Origin of the sequence: Pseudomonas sp. MCal1 (assembly GCF_026341415.1) — a bacterium.
In the GTDB taxonomy this organism is placed as follows: domain Bacteria; phylum Pseudomonadota; class Gammaproteobacteria; order Pseudomonadales; family Pseudomonadaceae; genus Aquipseudomonas.
Genome location: NZ_JAKUMP010000002.1, coordinates 440,425 through 461,228, shown reverse-complemented (window position 1 = coordinate 461,228; position 20,804 = coordinate 440,425). Strand labels below are relative to the sequence as shown.

The following is a 20,804-nucleotide window of genomic DNA, read 5'->3' as shown; positions in this document are numbered from 1 at the left end:
ACTGACACTCCGCATTCGCGAGCAAGCTCGCTCCCACAATGGATCGGGATTGTCTTTATGCGGGGGTGTGCTCTTCCATCGCCGCTTTATAGATCGAGTTTTTCGGCTGGGCGAACAGTCTTTCCACCATCGGTTCGAAGAAGCTCAACGGCAAGGTGTCGTACTCGGGGTCGAACGCCGCCGCGTCGTATTTGGCGCAGAACTCTGCGGTTGCCAGAAACTGCGGATGGTCGCTGAATTGCTCGCGCAGGTGCCGATCCATGCCAAGGTGATGGAAAAAGTAGTAGCCCTGGAAGATTCCGTGCTTTTCCACCATCCACAGGTTTTCGGCGCTGACGAACGGCTTGAGGATGGCGGCGGCGATGTCCGGGTGATTGTAGGAGCCGAGGGTGTCGCCGATGTCGTGGAGCAGGGCGCAGACCACGTATTCCTCGTCGCGCCCGTCGCGAAAGGCGCGGGTTGCGGTTTGCAGCGAGTGGGTCAGGCGATCCACCGGAAAACCGCCGAAATCGCCTTCCAGCAGTTTCAGGTGGGCCATGATCCGGCCCGGTAATTGGCGGGCGTAGGCGCTGAAGTCCGCCGCAATGATCGCCCAGTCGTCCTGTGTACCGTCCTTCATGTGGGTGAAACGGGCAGTGGCATTCATCGGCAATCCTCTTGGTCGGAATTTCTAGAACGGCACGCGGCCCAGGATCATGTCGCGGTACATGACGAAGTCGCCGAGCAGGCTGTAGAACGGGTGCTGGAAGGTGGCCGGGCGGTTTTTCTCGAAAAAGAAATGGCCGACCCAGGCAAAGCTGTAGCCCGCCAGCGGTAACGTAAGCAACAGCAGCCAGGCGCCCTTGGCAATGGTCAGGGCAAGAATGAAGATCACCAGCGTCGTACCGATGAAATGCAGGCGACGGCAGGTGCTGTTGTTGTGCTCGCTGAGGTAATACGGATAGAACTCGGCGAAGCTGTTGAAATGCCTGATGGTTTCCACGACTGCGATCTCTGTGGTTGTTGTTCTGATTGCAAGTTGTTCGGCGGGTAGCTTATTTGAGTCTAGAGTGATCAATGGCGTCGGCCAGTGACAATCGGCGCCACTTTACTATCCTTGGAAAATCCGCCGTAGAATGCGGCTCATCATGTCATCCAAGAAAAAACGCCATGAGCGAACGAACGACTTCTGCAAGCTGGGCAATGGGGATTGTCAAAGCACTGGAAATGGACGGCCTGGATTGCCGGGTTCTGTTCAAACAGCTAGGGCTCGATTACGCGGCGCTGGATGATCCGGATGCACGCTTCCCACAGGATTCCATGACCCGACTCTGGCAACGGGCGGTCGAGCTGTCCGGCAATCCGGCCATCGGCCTGAACATGGGCAAAGTGGTGCGGCCGGCTTCGTTCCATGTCGCGGGTTATGCGCTGATGTCCAGTAATACGCTGGCCGAAGGTTTTCAGCGACTGGTGCGTTATCAGCGAATCATTGCCGAAAGTGCCGACCTGAGTTTTCGCCTGCTCGACGAAGGTTATGCGCTGATTCTGACGGTGCATGGCGATCACCTGCCGCCGACCCGGCAAAGTGCCGAAGCCTCGCTGGCCTGCGCGCTGGCGCTGTGCGGCTGGCTGACCGGGCGCATGCTGCACCCGCGCAAAGTGCTGGTGCAGGGCGACGAGCCGGATGATCTTGAACCCTACAAACAAGCCTTTCATGCACCGCTGGTGTTCAACGCGCCGTACGACGCGCTGATCTTCGAACGGGCCGACATGGAAGCGCCACTGCCCACCGCCAACGAAGCGATGGCGCTGTTGCACGACCGGTTTGCCGGGGAATATCTGGCGCGGTTTTCGGAAAGTCGCGTGACTCACAAAGCACGCCAGGTCCTGTGTCGTTTGCTGCCCCAGGGCGAGCCCAAGCGCGATACGGTAGCGCAGACCCTGCATCTGTCGCAGCGAACCTTGCAACGGCGCTTGCAGGAGGAGGGCACCAGTTTTCAGCAGTTGCTCGACGACACCCGCCGCGAACTCGCCGAGCAATACCTGGCGCAGCCGAGCATGACCTTGCTGGAGATTGCCTATCTGCTGGGGTTTGCCGATCCGAGCAATTTCTTCCGCGCCTTCCGTCGCTGGTTCGACACCACGCCCGGCGATTACCGGGCGCGGTTGCTGGGAGCGCCGAACGCGATCAGTGACGCCAGAACGCCGGAATACACAGTACAAACACCGTAATGATCTCCAATCGGCCGAGCAGCATGCCGAACGACAGAATCCATTTGGCCGCATCCGGCAGACTGGCGAAGTTGCCGGCCGGGCCAATGGTCTCGCCCAGGCCGGGACCGACGCCGGACACGGTGCTGGCGGCGCCGGTCAACGCAGTCATCCAGTCCACGCCCAATAGCGACAGCAGCAGGGCGATCACGCAGATAGTGATGGCGAAGAAGAACGAAAAGGTCAGAATCGAACGGACGATTTCTTCGTCGAGGCGGTGACCGTTGTACTTCTGCTTGATCACCGCCCGTGGGTGAATCAGCTGGTTAAGGTTGGCCTTGAGCAGGATGTAGGCGACCTGAAAGCGGAAGATCTTGATCCCACCCGCCGTCGATCCGGAACAGCCACCGACGAAACCCAGATAGAAGAACAGCATCAGCGAGAAATTGCCCCACAGGCTGTAGTCCCCCAATGCAAATCCCGTGGTAGTGACTACCGACGTCACGTTCAGCGCCACATGGCGCAGCGCGTCCAGCCAATGCAGGTTGGTGGTCCACCAGTACCAGGTGCCGAGTACCAGCCAGGTCACCAGCAACATGCCGAGCAAACCCTGCACCTGTTGATCCTTGATCAGCGCCCGACGGTTGCCGCGCAGCGTTGCCACGTACAGGGTGAACGGCAGGCTGCCGAGGATCATCACCACCACCGCCACCCAGTGCACCGCCGGTTGCGTCCACTTGGCCAGGGACTGGTCGGAAGTCGAGAACCCGCCGGTGGAAATTGCCGACATCGCGTGGTTGATCGCATCGAACGGGCTCATCCCGGCCCACCAGAACGCCAGGCTGCCGAGAATCGTGATGCCGACGTAGGCCGCCACGATTAGCCGCGCCACCATATGCGAGCGGGGCATGACCTTTTCCGAGCGGTCCGAGGATTCGGTCTGGAACAGGCGCATGCCACCGATACGCAGCAGCGGCAGGATCGCCACCGCCATGCCGATGAAGCCGATGCCGCCGATCCAGTGCAGCAGCGAGCGCCACATCAGGATGCCGGGGGACATGTCGTCCAGATGATTGAGCACGGTCGACCCGGTGGCCGTGATGCCGGACATGCTTTCGAAGAACGAGTCGGTGTAGCTGATGTGTTGGGTCAGCAAAAACGGCAGTGCGGCGAAAATGCACACCACCAGCCAGCTGCTGACGGTCAGCAGGTACATGTCCCGGGGGCGCAGGTGGATGTGTTCCGGACGCCCCGGAATCACCAGCGCGAGGCCGGCGACGAAGGTGATCATGCTCGCCCAGAGGAACGACGGCAGATCGCCGGTGCGCTCGAAAATCACCAGGGTGGCCATCGGCACGACCATGGCGATGGCCAGGGTGATCAGGAAGATGCCGATGATGAAACCAATGATCCGTAAGGTCGGCAACGCCATGAAGTCCGCTCGGGCTGATGTGGGAAGGGCGCCATTCTACCTGCGGTGCAAGGCATGTAAACCGACGCGTCTGGATCACTTGCAGCTAGAATAGCCGGACATTTTTTTCAGGAGGTGGCCGATGCAGGCTCTCGACGCTTTGCTCAACCGTGTTTCCGTTCCACGACTGATCGATCCGGCCCCTACCGCCGAACAGCGCGAAGTGCTGTTTGCCGCCGCGACCCGCGCACCGGATCACGGCCATTTGCAGCCGTATCGCTTCCTGACCGTCGAAGGTGCGGCGCGTGAGCAGATGGGCGAGTTGCTGGCCGAAGCTGCAAAAATGCAGGAAGGCGAAGTCACTGAAGCGATGATCGACAAGGCGCGCAACGGTCCGCTGCGCGCGCCGCTGGTGGTCGTGGTCATCGCCAGGTTGCAGGATCACGTCAAATACCCGAAGGCCGAGCAACGGCTGGCGGCGGGCTGTGCAGCGCACGGAATTTTGTTGGCGGCTTACGCGCAGGGGATTGGCGCGGTGTGGCGTACCGGTGATCTGGCGTACTCGAAACATGTCGCCAAGGGCCTGGGCCTGACGGATGACGAAGAGGTGATTGCCTTCCTGTACCTCGGCACGCCGCAGAAAGAACCGCGGGTGGCCGAGAAGGTTGATCTGGCGGAGTTTGTCAGCGCCTGGCCGGCAAAGGCTTGACTCCATCAGGGCTGTACAACAGCTCCCGGCTCCAGTGGTAACTCAAGACTGGCCACAAAACCGCCCTGCGGATGATTGGCCAGCACCAGCGTCCCGCCATGCCGCTCCGCCGCCCGTCGGGCAATCGCCAGTCCCAGGCCATGCCCGGCAGCGGTCTGCCCCGGCGCCCGATAAAACGGTTCGCCCAACTGGCTCAGATGCTCTGCCTGCACCCCCGGCCCATGATCACGCACGCTGACCACGATCCGCTCGCCCTGACGTGACGCCTGCATTTCAATTGCCTGCCCGACCGGGTTGAAGCGCTGGGCATTGCGCAGCAGGTTGTCCACGGCGCGTTCGATCATGGTCGGCCAGCCTGTCAGATTGAGCGCCGGCTCGGCCTCCAGCCGCACCGTCTGCTCCGGCGAGCCGAGTTGCGCGTCCTTTTGCACGGTGGCGAGCAAGGCATTCAGATCCACGTCCTCGGCGCTGGCGTTGTCGGCATCGACCCGCGCCAGCACCAGAATTTCACTGATCAGCGCTTCCAGCCGGTCGCATTCGCGGGTCAGTCGCGGCCAGAGTTTTTCCCGTTCTTCGGGGCTCGCCCGTTCAGCCAGTGCCAGGGCGATGCGCAGCCGTGCCAGCGGTGAGCGCAATTCGTGGGATACGTCGCGCAGCAACTGGCGCTGACTGCCAATCAGGCTTTGCAGGCGGGCGCCCATGCGGTTGAAGTCGTTGGCCAGCACGCCGAATTCATCGCGGCGGTTGGCCAGTTGCGCCAGGCTGTTCTGCTGATAAGTGGTCTGGCCGAGGTCGTGCACTGCGCCGCGCAAGCGACTGAGCGGGCGGGTGATGGAAAACGTCACCAGAAGGCTGAAGAGGGTCAGCACCACCAACGCAATGCCCAGCGCACTCAACGGCCAGAGCAGGCTTTCGCGGTGCCAGGCGTCGAGTTCCGGGTGCGGGATGCGGTAGATGAAGAGGTAGGTGTCGCCGCTTTTGTCGCTGGTGAATTCGTCGGTCAGACGCCTCCATGGCAGGCGTCGGTCATCGTTGTGCTGCCGCGCCTCGAAGGCGGCCGCACGCCGGGGGAAGGTGCCGCGCACCAGCGGGTCGCCGCTTTCGTTCAGCACTTGAACGTCGATGTGGTACTGGCGTTTGCGCTGTTCGAGGATGTCCTGTGCGGCGTCTTCGCCCTGGGCTTCGTAAGTCTGCGTCCAATCGGCGGCCAGGGTGTTGAGGCCCGGATGGCGGCTGAGGATCCATGCGTCCTGGTTGAGCATGTGCCCCAGCAGAATGGAAAGCCCTGCAACGAGAGCGATGGCCAGCCAGAAGCTGGCGAGAATACGCCAGAACAATGAACGCACAATTATTCCTCAGAACACACGCAAAACCCTGCGGGAGCGAGCTTGCTCGCGAATGCGGTGGATCAGACAAGAACATGCTGACTGACACTTCGCATTCGCGAGCAAGCTCGCTCCCACATCGGGCTGGATAAACAAGGACCCGACGGCGTGAACCGTCGGGTCAGAACATTATTGCGCTTTTTGCGGCTGTTGCGCTTTCCAGGCTTTGAACTCGGCCCATTCGGCGCGACGCTCGGCCTGTTTCTTCTGGATCTCGTCGAATTTCTTCTGTTGATCCGGTTTCAACACGGCGCGGACATCGGACTCGGCTTTCTTGTGGTTGGCCGCCATCTCGTCCTTCATGGCTTTCTGGTCGGCTGGCGAGAGTTTCTCCAGGTATTTTTCGACCGTCTGCTTACGTTCGTGCATCTGCTCGCCCATGATCTTGCGGATCTGCTCGCGCTGTTCGCGGGACAGGTCCAGCTCGCTGTACGGGCCTTTGCCGTGCATGCCGTGCATCTGACCGCCATGGCGCGGGCCGTCCAGCGGGCCACCCATCGGGCCGCCATCTTGTGGCATGGCCATGGCGACGGTCGGCAGGGCAGCGGCAAACATCAGAGCGATAAGTGTCTTGCGCATGGTGAATCTCCTTTGTCTCGTTCCCGGTACGTTCCGGATGAATACAGATTACGGAGATCAAGGTCAGCGGCGGTCAGCGCTGTGTAAAGCTTGGGTAAACACGTTTTCGCGCCGACCTGACAAAACTTACAGACAATCAGAGGCTGTAGTAGTAGCCACGGCTGCGCAGGGCAACGATGCGTGGGCGGCCGTCGGGGTGCGGGCCGATCTTTTTGCGCAGGTTGCTGACGTGCATGTCGAGGCTGCGGTCGTACAGGGTCAGCTTGCGGCCGAGGGCGATCTGCGCCAGTTCCTGTTTGTCCAGCGGCTCGCCCGGTTGCTTGAGCAGGGCTTCGAGCAGGCGGCTTTCGGAGACAGTGAGGGTGAATTCCTTTTCGTCGATGCTGACCACGCCGCGCACCGGGCTGAAGCTCAGGTCGCCCAGTTCGAGCTGGGTCGACACGGCAGCCGGGTGGCTGCGGCGCAGCACGGCACGCAGGCGGGCGGTCAGTTCGCGCGGATCGCAGGGTTTGGCCAGGTAATCGTCGGCGCCCAGTTCCAGGCCGAGGATCCGGTCCAGCGGTTCGCCCCGCGCCGAGAGCATCAACACCGGCAGGTCGGCGTGATCGCTGCGCAGTTGCTTGAGCAGTTCCAGGCCGCTGCCATCGGGCAGCATCACGTCCAGCACCACGGCCGCCGGCGCGGTCTCGGCCAGCGCCTTGCGGGCGCTCTGACCATCGTGGCAGGCCCGGACCTGAAAGCCTTCCTGGCTCAGCCAGCTACTCAGGAGTTCACACAACTCCTGGTCATCATCAATCAGTAACAGCTCGCTCATGACTCACTCAATTTAGCCATTGCCGACGTTTTCGGCTTGCTCCACTGGCAAAGATACCGCAGAGCAGCGCCAATAGCGCTACCCCGGCCCCGGTGACGAACCATTGCTGCTGTTCGGTCAGCAGGCGCGGCAGCGGGCTGGCCTGGGCTTCCTTGAGTTGCAGCTTCAGACGCTGGTTCTCCTGGCGCAGCCGGGCAAGCTGGGCGCTTTCGCGGGTGTTGTCGGCATTTTGCAGTTGTCTGCTCAGTTCTTCCCGTTGCTGCTCGCTGACCTTCAGGCGCTGCTGCAACTCAGTGATCTGACTGCCGGCGCTCAATGAAAGCGGCGTGGAATTGCCGTCTTCGGTGCTTTCTTCACCATGAGCGGGCGCCACGATCGACAACGTGACCAACATCAGACACAACGGACCCTTGCGCATCGCGACTCCTGTTTCCAAATGGATATTGGGCAGGTTGTCGGCCGGCAAACGAGAATAATGAGCGATTGAGAACGCGATGAGCCGACAAGGTTCATCGCGTTGCGGTATTGGCGGGGGAGGTTACGGCAGGACTTGCTTGAACGGCTTGACGATCACGTTGGCGTAGACGCCAGCGGCGATGTACGGGTCGGCATCGGCCCAGGCTTGCGCCGCGCTCAGGGAGTCGAATTCGGCAACGATCAGGCTGCCGCTGAAACCTGCTGCGCCCGGATCATTGCTGTCGATCGCCGGGTGCGGGCCGGCCAGCACAATGCGGCCTTCGCCCTTGAGCACTTGCAGGCGTTCAAGGTGCGCCGGGCGCGCAGCGAGGCGAGCGTCCAGGGAATTGGCGACGTCGGTGGCAATGATGGCGTAGAGCATGTCAGTCCTCGGTTTTTGGCGTTGTGGTATCGGCGTCGTGCAGGTGACGGGACAGGTAAATGCCCTGACCGACCAGGAACAGCACGGTCATGCCCAGGCTGCCGAACACCTTGAAGTCCACCCAGATGCTCTGGAAGGTGAAGGCGACGAACAGGTTGGCGGCCCCGCAGAACAGGAAAAAGGCGATCCAGGCGATGTTCAGCCGGGTCCAGACCGGATCCGGCAGGGTCAGCGCGTGGCCCATGATGCGCTTGATCAGCAGGCGGTCACCGATGAAATGGCTGCCGATGAAGGCCAGGGCAAACAGCCAGTTGACCACCGGGGCTTTCCATTTCAGGAAGGTTTCGCTGTGAAAGGCCAGAGTCAGGCTGCCGAACACAAGGCAGGCGACCAACGTCAGCCACTGGCTCTTCTCCAGCTTGCGCTGCTTGATGAAGAGCGCGCCGTACACCACCAGGGAGCTGATGATCAGCATGGCGGTGGCACTGTAAATGCCGCCTACCGTCAGTTCATGGCCGGCAACGTCGACGGTGCGTGGATCGAGTTTGTAGACGATGAAGAACAGCAGAAGCGGGATGAAATCGATGAATTGTTTCACAGTGAGAGCCAGAAGCTGGATGTGGCGGCATAATAACAAACATATGGGCGCGCGATAGCGCCAGCTGATTTGAGGTTACTCATCCCCGTGAATGTTGATTTGCACTGCCACAGCACGGCCTCCGATGGCGCCCTGGCGCCTGCGGCACTGGTTGCGCGTGCGTTCGAGAACGGCGTGCGAGTCCTGGCCCTGACCGATCACGACACCCTCGAAGGTCTCGCCGAAGCACGTATCGCGGCCGAAGAACTGGGCATGCAACTGGTCAATGGCGTCGAGTTGTCCTGCACCTGGGGCGGGGCGACCATTCACGTGCTCGGCTACGGTTTCGACGTCAACGCCGCACCGTTGGTCGAGGCGATTGCGCAATTGCACGACGGCCGCTGGCTGCGGTCTGAGGAAATAAGCCGCAAGCTCGCCCTCAAGGGCATGCCGAATGCGCTCGATGGCGCGCGGCAGATCCAGCAGGAACTGGGCGATAGCGGCAATGCGCCGGCCCGTCCGCATTTCGCCGACTGGATGGTGCGTGAAGGTTTTGTAAAGGATCGCGCCGAGGCGTTTCGCAAATGGCTCGGCGCCGGCAAGCTGGGGGACGTCAAACAGCACTGGCCGACCCTCGAAGACACTGTCGGCACGCTGCGCGCCGCCGGCGCCTGGGTCAGCCTGGCGCATCCGTGGCACTACGATTTCACCCGCAGCAAGCGCCGAAAGCTGATTGCCGACTATATTCAAGCGGGCGGGCATGCGATCGAAGTGGTCAACGGTCACCAGCCTGCGGAACAGGTGGGCAGTCTTGCAATCCTTGCCCGTGAGTTCGGTCTGCTGGTCACTGCCGGCAGTGATTTCCATGGCCCTGGTGGCTGGTCGGAGATCGGCCAGTACCGGCCGGTGCCGGAGGACCTTCCACCCCTGTGGTGTCGGTTCAAACATGACACAGTTATTGCCGCCGTCTGAACAGGTAGAGAATGTGAGTCAATTTTTCCAGATTCATCCGGAAAACCCGCAAGCGCGCCTGATCAAACAGGCGGTCGAAATCATCCGCAAAAGCGGGGTGGTGGTCTATCCAACGGACTCTTCCTACGCAATCGGTTGCCAGATCGGCGACAAGAACGCCATCGAGCGCGTTCGACGCCTGCGTCAGCTCGACGAAAAGCACAACTTCGCGCTGATCTGCAGCGACCTGTCGCAACTGGGCAATTACGCCAAGATCGACACCGGGACCTTTCGAATCCTCAAAGCCCACCTGCCGGGACCGTACACCTTCATTCTCAACGCCACTCGCGAAGTGCCGCGTCTGTTGCTGCATCCCAAGAAGCGGACCATCGGTCTGCGGGTGCCGAGCCATCCCATCGCGTTGGCTTTGCTGGCCGAACTGGGCGAGCCGCTGATGAGCGTGACCCTGATCATGCCGGGCGAAGAAGACCCGCTGAGCGATCCGTACGAAATGCGCCAGTTGCTCGAGCATCAGGTGGACCTGATCATCGATGGCGGTTCCGGCGGCATCAAGGCCTCCACCGTGATCGACCTCACGGGCGATGATCCGGAAGTGATCCGCGTCGGTTGCGGCGATCCGGCGCCATTCATGGTCGAGGCCTGAATGTCCGCAGTGGAAACCGTTGATCCCCAGGCCGGTGCCCAGCAGGAACTGCCGTTTGCCATGGTCTATGGCCAGGCGGTCACGGAAATGCCGCTGGACCTGTACATCCCGCCGGACGCCCTGGAAGTCTTCCTCGAAGCCTTCGAAGGCCCGCTCGACTTGTTGCTGTACCTGATCCGCAAGCAGAACATCAACATCCTCGACATCCCGGTGGCGGAAATCACCCGCCAATACATGGGTTATGTCGAGCTGATGCAGTCGGTGCGTCTGGAACTGGCCGCCGAATATCTGGTGATGGCCGCGATGCTGGCCGAGATCAAGTCCCGGATGCTGCTGCCCCGGGCCGAAACCGTCGAAGACGAAGAAGAAGACCCGCGCGCCGAACTGATCCGCCGCCTGCAGGAGTACGAGCGGTTCAAGGCTGCTGCCGAAGGCATTGATGGCCTGAGCCGGGTCGGTCGCGACGTGATCGTGCCCAAGCTCGACGCTCCGGAAGCCCGCGCGCGCAAGCTGCTGCCGGACGTGGCACTGGCAGAAATCCTGATGTCCATGGCCGAGGTGCTGCGCCGTGGCGACATGTTCGAAAGCCATCAGGTCAGCCGCGAGGCACTGTCCACCCGCGAGCGCATGAGCGACGTGCTGGAGCGGCTCAAGGGCGGCGGATTTGTGCCGTTCGTCGAGCTGTTCACCGCCGAGGAGGGCAAGCTCGGCGTGGTGGTGACCTTTATGGCGATCCTTGAGCTGGTCAAGGAATCCCTGATCGAGCTGGTGCAGAATGAGCCGTTCGCCGCGATCCACGTGCGAGCCCGAGCCGAATAACGAGTCCCGATATGAATCTGACTGAACCCCGCGAGCTGGCGTCCCTGCTTGAAGCCTTTCTGTTGGCCTCGGGAAAGCCGCAATCCCTTGAGCGCCTGTATGAACTGTTCGAAGAAGGTGAACGCCCGGAACCGCCGGTTTTCAAGAAAGCCCTGACCCTGCTCGGCAATTCCTGCGAGGGCCGGGCGTTCGAGCTCAAGGAAGTCGCCTCCGGCTATCGCCTGCAAATCCGCGAGAAGTTCGCGCCGTGGGTTGGTCGCTTGTGGGAGGAGCGTCCGCAGCGCTATTCCCGGGCACTACTGGAAACCATGGCGCTGATCGCCTATCGCCAGCCGATCACCCGGGGCGAAATCGAGGACGTGCGGGGCGTGGCGGTCAACACCAACATCGTCAAGACGCTGATGGAGCGTGAGTGGATCCGCATCGTTGGTTACCGCGACGTGCCTGGCAAACCGGCGATGTTTGCCACCACCAAGCTGTTTCTTGATCACTTCAATCTGAAAAGCCTCGACGAACTGCCGCCACTGGCCGAGCTGCGCGAAATGGAGGCCGATCCGGTACTCGACTTCGACGACGCCCCGGTGCCGCCGGGCTTGCAGGAACTGGCCGACGCCAGCGCCGAGCCGGAAGAACCGAAGGAAGAAACCAGTTTCCACACCCTGCTGCTGGAGCTGGACAGCATGGAGGAGGGGATCAAGACCGACTTCGACGACTTGCTGCGTGACGGCGCGGGCGCCGAATCCATGCCGACGGGGTTTGAATCCGATCCGGTCGAGCCGCCGGACGAGGGTGAGCCTGAATCTGAATTTGAGCCTGAATTTGAGCCTGAATTTGCGCATGAGCCCGAATCCGAATCCGAATCCGAGCCCGAGCCTGAGCAGCAAGACGATGTGCTCGGCGTGGCCGAAGCCCGGGAAAAACTGCTGGCTGCCGTCGCCCGTCTGGAACAGCCAGCACCAGAACCTGCCGCCGAGGCAGAACTGAGCGAAGAGGAAGCCGAAGCCCGCGCCCTGGCCGAAGCCATCGAAGCCGAACGTCGCGAGTTCGAGGATTGAGCATGAGCTCGACCAAAGACCCGTGCATCAACGTCTGCAAGTTCAGCGACGACATCTGCGTCGGTTGCGGCCGCAGCAAGCGCGAGATCCGGGCCTGGAAGAAACTCGACAAGGACGACAAGCGCACCGTACTGGCCGAAGCCGCGCTGCGTCTGATCAAGCTCGGGGCCACCGGTCGGCGGAAAAAGAAATAACCTTGCCCTGATCGACTAGTCTCTGATGCGCGCGCGGCCACATCCGCGTATGATTCGCGACCCTTCGGCGATCCCTTCGCCCGAAAACCCAGATTTCAACGCTTTAGCGGCTCAATTCTCAGCGCCGCTGAACAGACCACACCGGGAGGTGCCCAGATGAGTGACATCAAGCAGAAAGACGACCAGGAAATCGGCCCAGCAGGCGAAAAGCTGCAGAAAGTCCTCGCCCGTATCGGCGTTGGCTCGCGCCGCGATGTTGAATCCTGGATCAGCCAGGGCCGGATCAAGGTCAATGGCAAAGACGCCACCCTGGGCCTGCGTGTCGACATGCACGACGCCATCACCATCGATGGCAAGGTCATCAAGCGCGAAGAAGCCGCCGAGTCGGTTCGCCGCGTGATCATGTACAACAAACCCGATGGCGAGATCTGCACCCGTGACGACCCGGAAGGCCGTCCGACCGTGTTTGACAAGCTGCCGCGTCCGAAAGAAGGCCGCTGGATCAACATCGGTCGTCTCGACATCAACACCACCGGTCTGCTGATGTTCACCACCGATGGTGAATTGGCCAACCGCCTGATGCACCCGTCCTACGAGATGGATCGTGAGTACGCGGTACGTGTACGAGGCGAAGTCGACGACGAGATGATCGAGCGCCTGAAGGCCGGCGTGGTACTGGAAGACGGCCCGGCGCGTTTCACCGACATTCAACAGGCGCCGGGCGGCGAAGGCTTCAACCACTGGTATCACTGCGTGGTGATGGAAGGTCGTAACCGTGAAGTACGTCGCCTGTGGGAATCCCAGGGCCTGGTGGTCAGCCGCCTGAAGCGTGTGCGTTTCGGCCCGGTGTTCCTCAACTCCGACCTGCCGATGGGCCGTTGGCGCGAAATGAGCCAGTACGAAGTCGACGTGCTGAGCGCTGAAGTCGGCCTGACCCCGGTGGCCATGCCGCAACTGAACGCCAAGAGCAAAGACAAGCTCGACCGCATGCAGCGCAAGTCGTCGCGTCCGATGGCCCGTACCGAGCGCGTACGCACGCTGCGTCCGGCCAACGGTGCGCCGGTTGGCGCCGGTCCGCGTCCGGCCCGGGAGCCGCAGATCGAAGGCGAGCGTCCAGGTCGCAAACCGGCAGCACGTCCGGATGGCGAGCGTGGTCCACGTACTCCGCGTCCGGCCAATGGCCGTACCGAGCGCGGCGAAGGTCGCGGTACACCGGTGGCGGATCGTCCAGCCGACACCAAGCGCCCGGCCAAGCCGGCGCCGAAGCGTCCAGGCATCAAGCTGGCAGACGATGACAAGCCATCGGGCAAGCGCCGTGGTGCACCGGCCGGTTCCGGCCAGCGTCCGGGTTTCGGTCGCAAGAAGCCGGAATAAGGCAGCTGCAAGTTTCGAGCGGCAAGCTTCAAGCTGAAACAGAAAACGCCAACTCTTGGAGTTGGCGTTTTTTTTTGATTTTTTTATTTCTTTTTTTGAGGTGTTTTTTCTTGTTTTAAAACAAAAAAACCTGACGCCTTTCAAATAGTTAGCCAGCTAACGTCAGTCGCCGGGCACGGCTTGGATGGGTCTGGATTGGAAACTTTACGTTACGCGCTGTCAGTGAATATTTACGAAAAAGCCGTCGCCGCCCCGTGACTCGGGATCTTGTGTCGAGCTGTAAGGAAAATCTGCCGGAACCAGCCCCGCCGGGTGTTGCGCAGCGCTCTTGCGCGCTTGTTTCAGTGTCGTTTGGAGGGTGAGATGCGCTGCATGCCTGTCGTGCAGGTGCATAACAAGAAGGAGGCGCAATGAACGCCGTTATCCATTTTCACTTCTCCACGTGGGGCGGATTTTCCATCGTCCACGCCGATGGCCTGCAAAGGCCTGACTCAATTTTTGCAGCCGCCCGGGCTTCCCGGGGTGGACACATGCAATCCCGGCAACCGACACGCTGATCCGGCGAGGTCTGGCAGCAGGGGGTTAGCGGTGTACAATGCGCCGCGTTTTAACTGTGACCCTCTGCGTAATCGCGCAAACCTCAAGGTTTATCCGCCTTGTTCACTCCGCCGCGTCACAAGCGTGTCGGGTTCGATTTCGTCACAGATAAAAACAAACAGGTGACGCATGACCGTTGTAAAAAAGCTGAATTCCTGGTGCCTGCGCTGGGGTTTGATCAAGGTTGGCTGAAATCGCCACCTTGCAGCAACGTCTACTGAACATCATCAAACCTTGCGTGAGACCTTTTTCATGAGTGGACAAAACTCGCAATCAGGCGAGCTGAAACGCGGCCTGAAAAATCGCCATATTCAACTGATCGCCCTCGGTGGCGCGATCGGTACCGGATTGTTCCTCGGCTCGGCCGGGGTGCTGAAATCCGCCGGCCCGTCGATGATCCTCGGCTATGCCATCTGCGGCTTCATCGCCTTCATGATCATGCGCCAGCTCGGTGAAATGATCGTCGAAGAGCCGGTGGCCGGTTCCTTCAGCCACTTTGCGCACAAATACTGGGGCGGTTTCGCCGGCTTCCTGTCGGGCTGGAACTGCTGGATCCTGTACATCCTGGTCGGCATGTCGGAGCTGACTGCGGTCGGCAAATACATCCACTACTGGGCGCCGGAGATCCCGAGTTGGGTCACCGCTGCCGCATTCTTCCTGCTGATCAACGCGATCAACCTGGCCAACGTCAAAGTCTTCGGTGAAGCCGAATTCTGGTTCGCGATCATCAAGGTCGTGGCGATCGTCGGCATGATCGCCCTGGGCAGCTACCTGCTGGTCAGCGGCCATGGCGGCGAGCAGGCGGCGGTGAGCAACCTGTGGTCCCACGGCGGCTTCTTCCCGAACGGCGTCAGCGGTCTGGTGATGGCCATGGCGATCATCATGTTCTCCTTCGGCGGCCTGGAAATGCTCGGTTTCACCGCAGCCGAAGCCGACAAACCGAAAACCGTGATCCCGAAAGCGATCAACCAGGTGATCTACCGGATCCTGATTTTCTACATCGGCGCACTGGTGATCCTGCTGTCGTTGACCCCATGGGACAGCCTGCTGGAAACCCTCAACGCTTCGGGCGATTCCTACAGCGGCAGCCCGTTCGTGCAGGTGTTTTCGATGCTCGGCAGCAACACGGCCGCGCACATCCTCAACTTCGTGGTGCTGACCGCCGCATTGTCGGTGTACAACAGCGGCACCTACTGCAACAGCCGCATGCTGCTGGGCATGGCCGAGCAGGGTGATGCGCCGAAAGCGCTGGCGAAGATCGACAAGCGCGGCGTGCCGGTGCGTTCGATCCTGGCGTCGGCAGCCGTGACCCTGGTGGCCGTGCTGCTCAACTACCTGATCCCGCAGCACGCGCTGGAACTGCTGATGTCGCTGGTGGTTGCGACGCTGGTGATCAACTGGGCGATGATCAGTTTCTCGCACTTCAAGTTCCGCCAGCACATGAACAAGACCAACCAGAAGCCGCTGTTCAAGGCGCTGTGGTACCCGTACGGCAACTACATCTGCCTGGCGTTCGTTCTGTTCATCCTCGGCGTGATGCTGCTGATCCCGGGCATTCAGGTCTCGGTGTACGCGATTCCGGTGTGGGTGGTGTTCATGTGGGTCTGCTACGTGATCAAGAACAAGCGCGGTGCACAACAGGTGCTGCACGCCGCGAACGCTGCCAAGTAAGCGTCGTTGCAAAAACAACAGACCCGGCCAAGTGCCGGGTTTTTTGTGCTTTCGCGGTATCCTGCGGGTTCTGAATACGGACGCTTTTCCATGCTGGTGATTTCCAACAACGTGCATCTGCCGGATGCCGAGATCGAACTGACGTACATCCGTGCCCAAGGGGCGGGTGGGCAGAACGTCAACAAGGTCTCCAGCGCCGTGCATCTGCGCTTCGACATTCGCGCCTCGTCCTTGCCCGAGTTCTACAAGGAACGGCTGCTGGCGCTGCGCGACAGTCGCATTACCAGTGACGGGGTGCTGATCATCAAGGCCCAGCAGTACCGCACGCAGGAACAGAATCGCGCCGATGCGCTGGAGCGTCTGACCGAGCTGATTCTCAGCGCCACCAAGGTCGAGAAGAAGCGCCGGCCGACCAAGCCGACGCTGGGCTCAAAGAAACGTCGGCTGGAGTCAAAGACTAAGCGCGGCAGTATCAAGGCCGGGCGCGGCAAGGTGGATTTCTAGTCTTCGCGGTATTTCGCCGTGTGGCGGTAGAGATAGACGCTCAGCGCCAGACCGCTCAGCGCTGCGAGGGCGGCGAACAGGAAGATCGAGGCAAAACCGAAGCCCGCCGCAATCGCTCCCGCCAGTGGTCCGGTGATGCCCAGCGACAAGTCGATGAACAACGAATAGGCCCCGACCGCTGCTCCTCGGCTGGAGGCCGGCACCAGGTTCACCGCTTCCACGCCCAGCGCCGGGAACACCAGTGAGAAACCGAAACCGCTCAATGCCGCACCGGCCAATGCCCAGTGCGCGTCCGGCGCCAGCCACAGCAACAACAGGCCCAGGGTTTCCACCGACAGGCAGGCAATCGCCACGCGAAAGCCGCCGAGGCGGTTGATCAGGTTGCCGAACAGCAGTCGCGCACCGATGAAGCTGGCGCCGAACAGGCTCAGGCACAGCACAGCGTTGTCCCAGTGCTGCGTGGCGTAATACAGGGTGATGAAGGTGGCAATGGTGCCGAAGCCGATCGAGCCCAGCGCCAGTCCGCAGCCGTGGGGGAATACCCGCCCAAGCACATGCATGAATGGCAGGCGCTCGCCGGCCACGATCGGCGCGGCGGTTTTCGGCCAGGCCAGCAACAGCCCCAGCGTGGCCAGCAGCAGAATGCTCACGCCCATGCTCCACAGACCAAAACGGCTGACCAGCCATACCCCCAGCGGCGCACCGACCGCCAGTGCGCCGTAACTGGCAATGCCGTTCCACGAGATGACCTTGGCGGTGTTGGCGGCACCAACGCGGCCGATGCCCCAACCGATCGAGCCTGAGCCAACAAGACTTTCCGCACTGCCCAGCACCAGACGGCCGGCAAACAGGCTGATCAGGCTCAGCAACGGCAGGTTGGGCGTCCATGCCGAAATCAGCATGAACACACCGCTCAAGCCACAACCGGCCAGACCAATCATCACCGCCCGTTTGCTGCCCTGGTTGTCGATGATCTTGCCGGCATACGGACGGCTGAGCAGGGTGGCGAGGTATTGCACGCTGATCACCAGCCCGGCGATGACCGCGCCGAAGCCCAAGTCACTGTGGACATAACCTGGCAGCACCGCCAGCGGAATGCCGATGTTCAGGTAGCCGATGAAGGTGAACAGGACGATGGAAACGACTTGCAACGTGACTGCCAGCGGGCGCTGGGGTTCTGGCATAGAGGACGACATGAATTACGATCCACGGGAAGAGCAGAATAGATAGGCTGCTCATGATACCGATGCGGACGCGTCTGGGGCGGGGAAAAGTAAAACTATTTGGCCGGGGCGACCAATTGCGTGGTGACCAGTGCGGCCAGTGCGTTTTCTTCGCTGCCGAAACGAGCGAGCAGCGCGGCCTGTTTCTCGGGCGAGAGACGGCTCCAGATCTCGATCATCTTCTCGGTGGCGCCGATAAGGATTTCAGCCTGTTGTTCGTTAAAGGTTTCGTCGGTCATGGCAGGCTCAGGTTTCAGGCAGTGTGGAAAGCGCATGTTAGCGCTTTCCACACGGTCTGTACGGCGGGTGTTGCTTACTCTTCGCTGTCGGCCGGACGGCTTTCGGCGGCTTCTTTCGGCTCGGGCTGTTGGGCACCGGCTTGTTGCGTGGTCGTCTGCTCAGGTACGTGCAGGCTTGGGAAGGGGAGATTCGGAATCTCGTGCATGGTTGCGCTCCTCGCTAAGTCTGTTGATAGATCTGGTAGATCCGCGCTTTCAGAAAGCCTGCGCAGGATACAGCAGGAAAAGTGACAAACAGATTTTTAAATCCATCTGTTTCGACGGGCGGGATTGTCTAGACAAGTGCGACAGGGTGACGCAGGGCAAGTGTGGGGGCGAACCTGCTCGCGATGAGTGCGCCAGATCGTTCCCACGCTCCGCGTGGGAATGCAGCCGGGACACTCCGCGTCCCTGCCGAAGCGGACGCGGAGCGTCCATTGAGGCATTCCCACGCTGAGCGTGGGAACGATCAACGTGGGAGTGAGCAGGATCAGCGGGCGGGTTATTTGCAGACGTTGGCGATCGCTTCGGCCAGCAGGTCAAGACGCGTTGCATCAATCCCGGCGACGTTGGCCCGGCCCGAGCTGACCATGTACACGCTGTGATGCTCGCGCAGGTTTTTCACCTGTTCCGGCGACAGGCCGGTGTAGGAGAACATCCCGCGCTGCACGCCAATGTGCGCAAAGCGCTCGCGCAGACCGTGCGGCTCGAGCGCTTCCACCAGGCCGCTGCGCAACTGGGCGATGCGCAAGCGCATGGCTTCCACTTCGTCGGCCCAGCGGCGTTTCAGCTCCGGGTCGGCGAGGATCGTGGCGACGACAGCTGCGCCGTGATCCGGTGGCGTCGACCACAGGTTGCGGGCAATGTGCGCCAGCTGGCTGCGGATGTCGATCAGCTTGTCAGCGGTTTTCGCACTGACGATCAACGCACCGGTGCGGTCGCGGTACAGGCCAAAGTTCTTCGAGCAGGAACTGGTGATCAGCAGCTCGGGCAGCTCGGCCGCAAACAGTCGGGTCGACCACGCATCCTGCTCCAGACCGTCGCCAAAGCCCTGGTAGGCAAAGTCGATCAGCGGCAGCAAATCGCGGCGACGCACCACCTCCAGCACCCGCTGCCAGTCGTCGTGATTCAGATCGAAGCCGGTCGGGTTGTGACAGCACGCGTGCAGCAGCACCACATCGCCCTTCGGCACTTCGTTGAGCACGGCGAGCATTGCCTCGACGTCGAGGCGGTTGTCGCTGCCGACGTACGGGTAATGGCTGATCTTGACGCCGGCGGCCGCGAAAATCGTTTCGTGTATCGGCCAGGTCGGGTTACTCAGCCATACGCCCTTGCCCGGCAGGCATTGCGCGATGAAGTCCGCTGCCAGACGCAGGGCGCCCGTGCCGCCCGGGGTCTGGGTGGCGCCGGCACGTTGCTCGGCGATCAGTGCCGAATCGGCACCGAGCACCAGCTCGTTGATGACCTTGCCGAACAGTGGATTGCCGTGGCCACCGATGTAGGTCTTGGTGTCCTGGCTTTCGACCAGCCGCGCTTCGGCGATTTTCACCGCCTCGGGGATCGGCGTCAGGCCCTGGGCATCCTTGTAGACGCCCACGCCGAGGTCGAACTTGCGCGGGTTGGAGTCCTGCGCGTAGGCCTCCATCAGACCGAGGATCGGGTCGCCGGGCACCCGGCCGATGGCGTCGAAGTGCATTACTTGCGTCCTTCTGCGGTCTTGGCCACTTCGTCAGTGCGTGCGGCCATGATGAAGTCGTTGCGGTGCAGGCCCTTGATCGAGTGGCTCCACCAGGTCACGGTGACTTTGCCCCACTCGGTCAGCAGGCCCGGGTGATGACCTTCGGCCTCGGAGATCTCGCCGACGGCGTTGGTGAACGCCAGGGCGTGCTTGAAGTTCTTGAACAGGAAGACTTTTTCCAGCTGCATGATGCTGTCGCGTACTTCGATGTTCCAGTCAGGGATCTGCTTGATCAGGATCGGCAATTCTTCATCGCTGACTTGTGGGGCATCGGCACGGCAGGCTTCGCAGTGGGCTTGGTTCAAAGTGGACATGGTGGACTTCCTGAAATCTGAAGGTGTTTTTTTATATTGGCGGTCAATGTCGCCACGCTAAACCAAAGTGGCGACGACTGACAGACTCACTTGTAAGCAAAAGTCGCGGGTCACGCGGCTTTTGGTTTTGGCGGAAACTTAGGTGCGTGCAGACCCAGCTGCATGCCTTGCTTGACCATGGCCATGATGTCTTCGTGGGCCAGGTCGAACAGGCGCTTGAGGTTCGGCAGGACAAAATACAGCGGCTGCAGGATGTCGATGCGGTATGGGGTGCGCATGGCTTCCAGCGGATCGAAAGCCTGATGCTCGGGCTCGTCCGACAGCGAATAAACAGTTTCTTTTGGCGAGGACAGGATTCCGCCGCCGTAGATGCGTTTGCCTTGCGGGGTGTCCACAAGGCCGAACTCGATGGTCATCCAGTACAGGCGCGCCAGATAAACGCGTTCTTCCTTGGTCGCCTGCAGGCCGAGTTTGCCGTAGGTGTGGGTGAATTCGGCGAACCACGGGTTGGTCAGCAACGGGCAGTGGCCAAAGATCTCGTGGAAAATGTCCGGCTCTTGCAGGTAGTCCAGTTCTTCGCGGGTGCGAATGAACGTGGCCACCGGAAACTGCTTGCTGGCGAGCAATTCGAAGAAGGTCTGAAAGGGGATCAGCGCCGGGACGCGGGCGACCTGCCAACCGGTGGTCTCGCCGAGCACCTTGTTGATCTCGCCCAGTTGCGGAATGCGGTCGTGGGGCAGACCGAGTTTTTCGATACCGTCCAGGTATTCCTGGCACGCACGCCCCTCGATCACTTTCATCTGGCGGGTGATCAGCGTGTTCCACACCGCGTGTTCTTCGGCGGGGTAGTCGATAAAACCTTGCGCATCGGGCTCGCGGGCCACGTATTGCGTCTGCTTCATACTGCTCTCCTGCGAGG

Annotated in this window: 25 protein-coding genes; 10 read left to right on the top strand and 15 right to left on the bottom strand. The window is 61.2% G+C overall.

Annotated features, from left to right (window positions below; all coding sequences use genetic code 11):
• Positions 1-55: 55 nt before the first annotated feature.
• Both MKZ87_RS05425 and MKZ87_RS05420 read right to left on the bottom strand, forming a co-directional pair.
• Complete coding sequence (locus MKZ87_RS05425) at positions 56-646, bottom strand: HD domain-containing protein (RefSeq protein WP_085699561.1); 591 nt, start codon at positions 644-646, stop codon at positions 56-58.
• Between the two features lie 24 nt (positions 647-670).
• Positions 671-982 (bottom strand): DUF962 domain-containing protein, encoded by a 312-nt coding sequence (locus tag MKZ87_RS05420; protein ID WP_266200380.1) that lies wholly within the window; start codon positions 980-982, stop codon positions 671-673.
• A gap of 167 nt (positions 983-1,149) precedes the next feature.
• On the opposite strand from MKZ87_RS05420, the gene MKZ87_RS05415 reads away from it, so the two are divergent.
• Positions 1,150-2,211, top strand: a complete 1,062-nt coding sequence (locus MKZ87_RS05415) for an AraC family transcriptional regulator (RefSeq protein ID WP_266200379.1) — start codon at positions 1,150-1,152, stop codon at positions 2,209-2,211.
• Here MKZ87_RS05415 and MKZ87_RS05410 read toward each other — a convergent pair.
• Complete coding sequence (locus MKZ87_RS05410) at positions 2,168-3,622, bottom strand: TrkH family potassium uptake protein (protein ID WP_085699555.1); 1,455 nt, start codon at positions 3,620-3,622, stop codon at positions 2,168-2,170. The genes MKZ87_RS05415 and MKZ87_RS05410 overlap by 44 nt on opposite strands.
• 121 nt (positions 3,623-3,743) lie before the next feature.
• Between MKZ87_RS05410 and MKZ87_RS05405 the strand changes: the two genes are divergently transcribed.
• The gene (locus tag MKZ87_RS05405; RefSeq protein ID WP_085699553.1) at positions 3,744-4,310 is read left to right on the top strand and encodes a nitroreductase family protein; all 567 of its coding nucleotides are present in this window, start codon (positions 3,744-3,746) and stop codon (positions 4,308-4,310) included.
• Positions 4,311-4,315: 5 nt separating this feature from the next.
• Here MKZ87_RS05405 and MKZ87_RS05400 read toward each other — a convergent pair whose 3' ends face one another.
• From MKZ87_RS05400 to MKZ87_RS05375, 6 genes are all read right to left on the bottom strand, one after another.
• Positions 4,316-5,656 (bottom strand): sensor histidine kinase, encoded by a 1,341-nt coding sequence (locus tag MKZ87_RS05400; RefSeq protein WP_085699551.1) that lies wholly within the window; start codon positions 5,654-5,656, stop codon positions 4,316-4,318.
• 168 nt (positions 5,657-5,824) lie between these two features.
• The gene (locus MKZ87_RS05395; RefSeq protein WP_085699549.1) at positions 5,825-6,274 is read right to left on the bottom strand and encodes a Spy/CpxP family protein refolding chaperone; all 450 of its coding nucleotides are present in this window, start codon (positions 6,272-6,274) and stop codon (positions 5,825-5,827) included.
• 136 nt (positions 6,275-6,410) lie between these two features.
• A complete protein-coding gene (locus tag MKZ87_RS05390) occupies positions 6,411-7,088 on the bottom strand; it encodes a response regulator transcription factor (protein WP_007958370.1) in 678 nt (225 codons plus the stop codon).
• 7 nt (positions 7,089-7,095) lie between these two features.
• Positions 7,096-7,506, bottom strand: a complete 411-nt coding sequence (locus MKZ87_RS05385) for a translation initiation factor 2 (RefSeq protein WP_227234805.1) — start codon at positions 7,504-7,506, stop codon at positions 7,096-7,098.
• 120 nt (positions 7,507-7,626) lie between these two features.
• Positions 7,627-7,926 carry a YciI family protein gene (locus MKZ87_RS05380; RefSeq protein ID WP_085699545.1) on the bottom strand — a complete coding sequence of 100 codons (300 nt, stop codon included), beginning with the start codon at positions 7,924-7,926 and terminating at the stop codon, positions 7,627-7,629.
• Between the two features lies 1 nt (position 7,927).
• Positions 7,928-8,524, bottom strand: coding sequence for a septation protein A (locus MKZ87_RS05375; protein ID WP_085699543.1), 597 nt, complete (start codon positions 8,522-8,524; stop codon positions 7,928-7,930).
• Positions 8,525-8,611: 87 nt separating this feature from the next.
• Here MKZ87_RS05375 and MKZ87_RS05370 point away from each other — a divergent pair, with 87 nt between their 5' ends.
• The 8 genes from MKZ87_RS05370 to arfB all read left to right on the top strand — a co-directional run bounded on the left by MKZ87_RS05370 (position 8,612) and on the right by arfB (position 16,332).
• Positions 8,612-9,475, top strand: a complete 864-nt coding sequence (locus tag MKZ87_RS05370) for a PHP domain-containing protein (RefSeq protein ID WP_227234807.1) — start codon at positions 8,612-8,614, stop codon at positions 9,473-9,475.
• Positions 9,476-9,488: 13 nt separating this feature from the next.
• Complete coding sequence (locus tag MKZ87_RS05365; RefSeq protein WP_139832613.1) at positions 9,489-10,118, top strand: L-threonylcarbamoyladenylate synthase; 630 nt, start codon at positions 9,489-9,491, stop codon at positions 10,116-10,118.
• Positions 10,119-10,238: 120 nt separating this feature from the next.
• Positions 10,239-10,937 (top strand): segregation and condensation protein A, encoded by a 699-nt coding sequence (locus tag MKZ87_RS05360; RefSeq protein ID WP_170929752.1) that lies wholly within the window; start codon positions 10,239-10,241, stop codon positions 10,935-10,937.
• 11 nt (positions 10,938-10,948) lie between these two features.
• Positions 10,949-11,992: an SMC-Scp complex subunit ScpB gene (gene scpB, locus MKZ87_RS05355; RefSeq protein WP_266200378.1), complete on the top strand. Its 1,044-nt coding sequence runs from the start codon at positions 10,949-10,951 to the stop codon at positions 11,990-11,992.
• Positions 11,993-11,994: 2 nt separating this feature from the next.
• Positions 11,995-12,186, top strand: coding sequence for a DUF1289 domain-containing protein (locus MKZ87_RS05350; protein WP_085699535.1), 192 nt, complete (start codon positions 11,995-11,997; stop codon positions 12,184-12,186).
• Between the two features lie 156 nt (positions 12,187-12,342).
• Positions 12,343-13,560 (top strand): 23S rRNA pseudouridine(2605) synthase RluB, encoded by a 1,218-nt coding sequence (rluB, locus tag MKZ87_RS05345; RefSeq protein ID WP_085699533.1) that lies wholly within the window; start codon positions 12,343-12,345, stop codon positions 13,558-13,560.
• Between the two features lie 849 nt (positions 13,561-14,409).
• The gene (locus tag MKZ87_RS05340) at positions 14,410-15,828 is read left to right on the top strand and encodes an amino acid permease (protein ID WP_085699531.1); all 1,419 of its coding nucleotides are present in this window, start codon (positions 14,410-14,412) and stop codon (positions 15,826-15,828) included.
• A gap of 90 nt (positions 15,829-15,918) precedes the next feature.
• Positions 15,919-16,332 carry an alternative ribosome rescue aminoacyl-tRNA hydrolase ArfB gene (arfB, locus tag MKZ87_RS05335; protein ID WP_266200377.1) on the top strand — a complete coding sequence of 138 codons (414 nt, stop codon included), beginning with the start codon at positions 15,919-15,921 and terminating at the stop codon, positions 16,330-16,332.
• Here arfB and MKZ87_RS05330 read toward each other — a convergent pair.
• From MKZ87_RS05330 to phhA, 6 genes are all read right to left on the bottom strand, one after another.
• Positions 16,329-17,516, bottom strand: a complete 1,188-nt coding sequence (locus MKZ87_RS05330; RefSeq protein WP_176247745.1) for an MFS transporter — start codon at positions 17,514-17,516, stop codon at positions 16,329-16,331. The genes arfB and MKZ87_RS05330 overlap by 4 nt on opposite strands.
• Before the next feature lie 95 nt (positions 17,517-17,611).
• Positions 17,612-17,794 (bottom strand): hypothetical protein, encoded by a 183-nt coding sequence (locus MKZ87_RS05325; protein ID WP_085699525.1) that lies wholly within the window; start codon positions 17,792-17,794, stop codon positions 17,612-17,614.
• Between the two features lie 74 nt (positions 17,795-17,868).
• A complete protein-coding gene (locus MKZ87_RS05320; protein ID WP_256574703.1) occupies positions 17,869-18,000 on the bottom strand; it encodes a hypothetical protein in 132 nt (43 codons plus the stop codon).
• A 335-nt stretch (positions 18,001-18,335) separates the two neighbouring features.
• On the bottom strand, positions 18,336-19,529 hold the full coding sequence (locus MKZ87_RS05315) for an amino acid aminotransferase (protein ID WP_234204695.1): 1,194 nt from the start codon (positions 19,527-19,529) through the stop codon (positions 18,336-18,338).
• Positions 19,529-19,885, bottom strand: a complete 357-nt coding sequence (locus MKZ87_RS05310) for a 4a-hydroxytetrahydrobiopterin dehydratase (protein WP_003222798.1) — start codon at positions 19,883-19,885, stop codon at positions 19,529-19,531. The genes MKZ87_RS05315 and MKZ87_RS05310 overlap by 1 nt, the downstream gene beginning before the upstream one ends.
• A 110-nt stretch (positions 19,886-19,995) precedes the next feature.
• The gene (phhA, locus tag MKZ87_RS05305; protein WP_039765515.1) at positions 19,996-20,787 is read right to left on the bottom strand and encodes a phenylalanine 4-monooxygenase; all 792 of its coding nucleotides are present in this window, start codon (positions 20,785-20,787) and stop codon (positions 19,996-19,998) included.
• Positions 20,788-20,804: the final 17 nt, after the last annotated feature.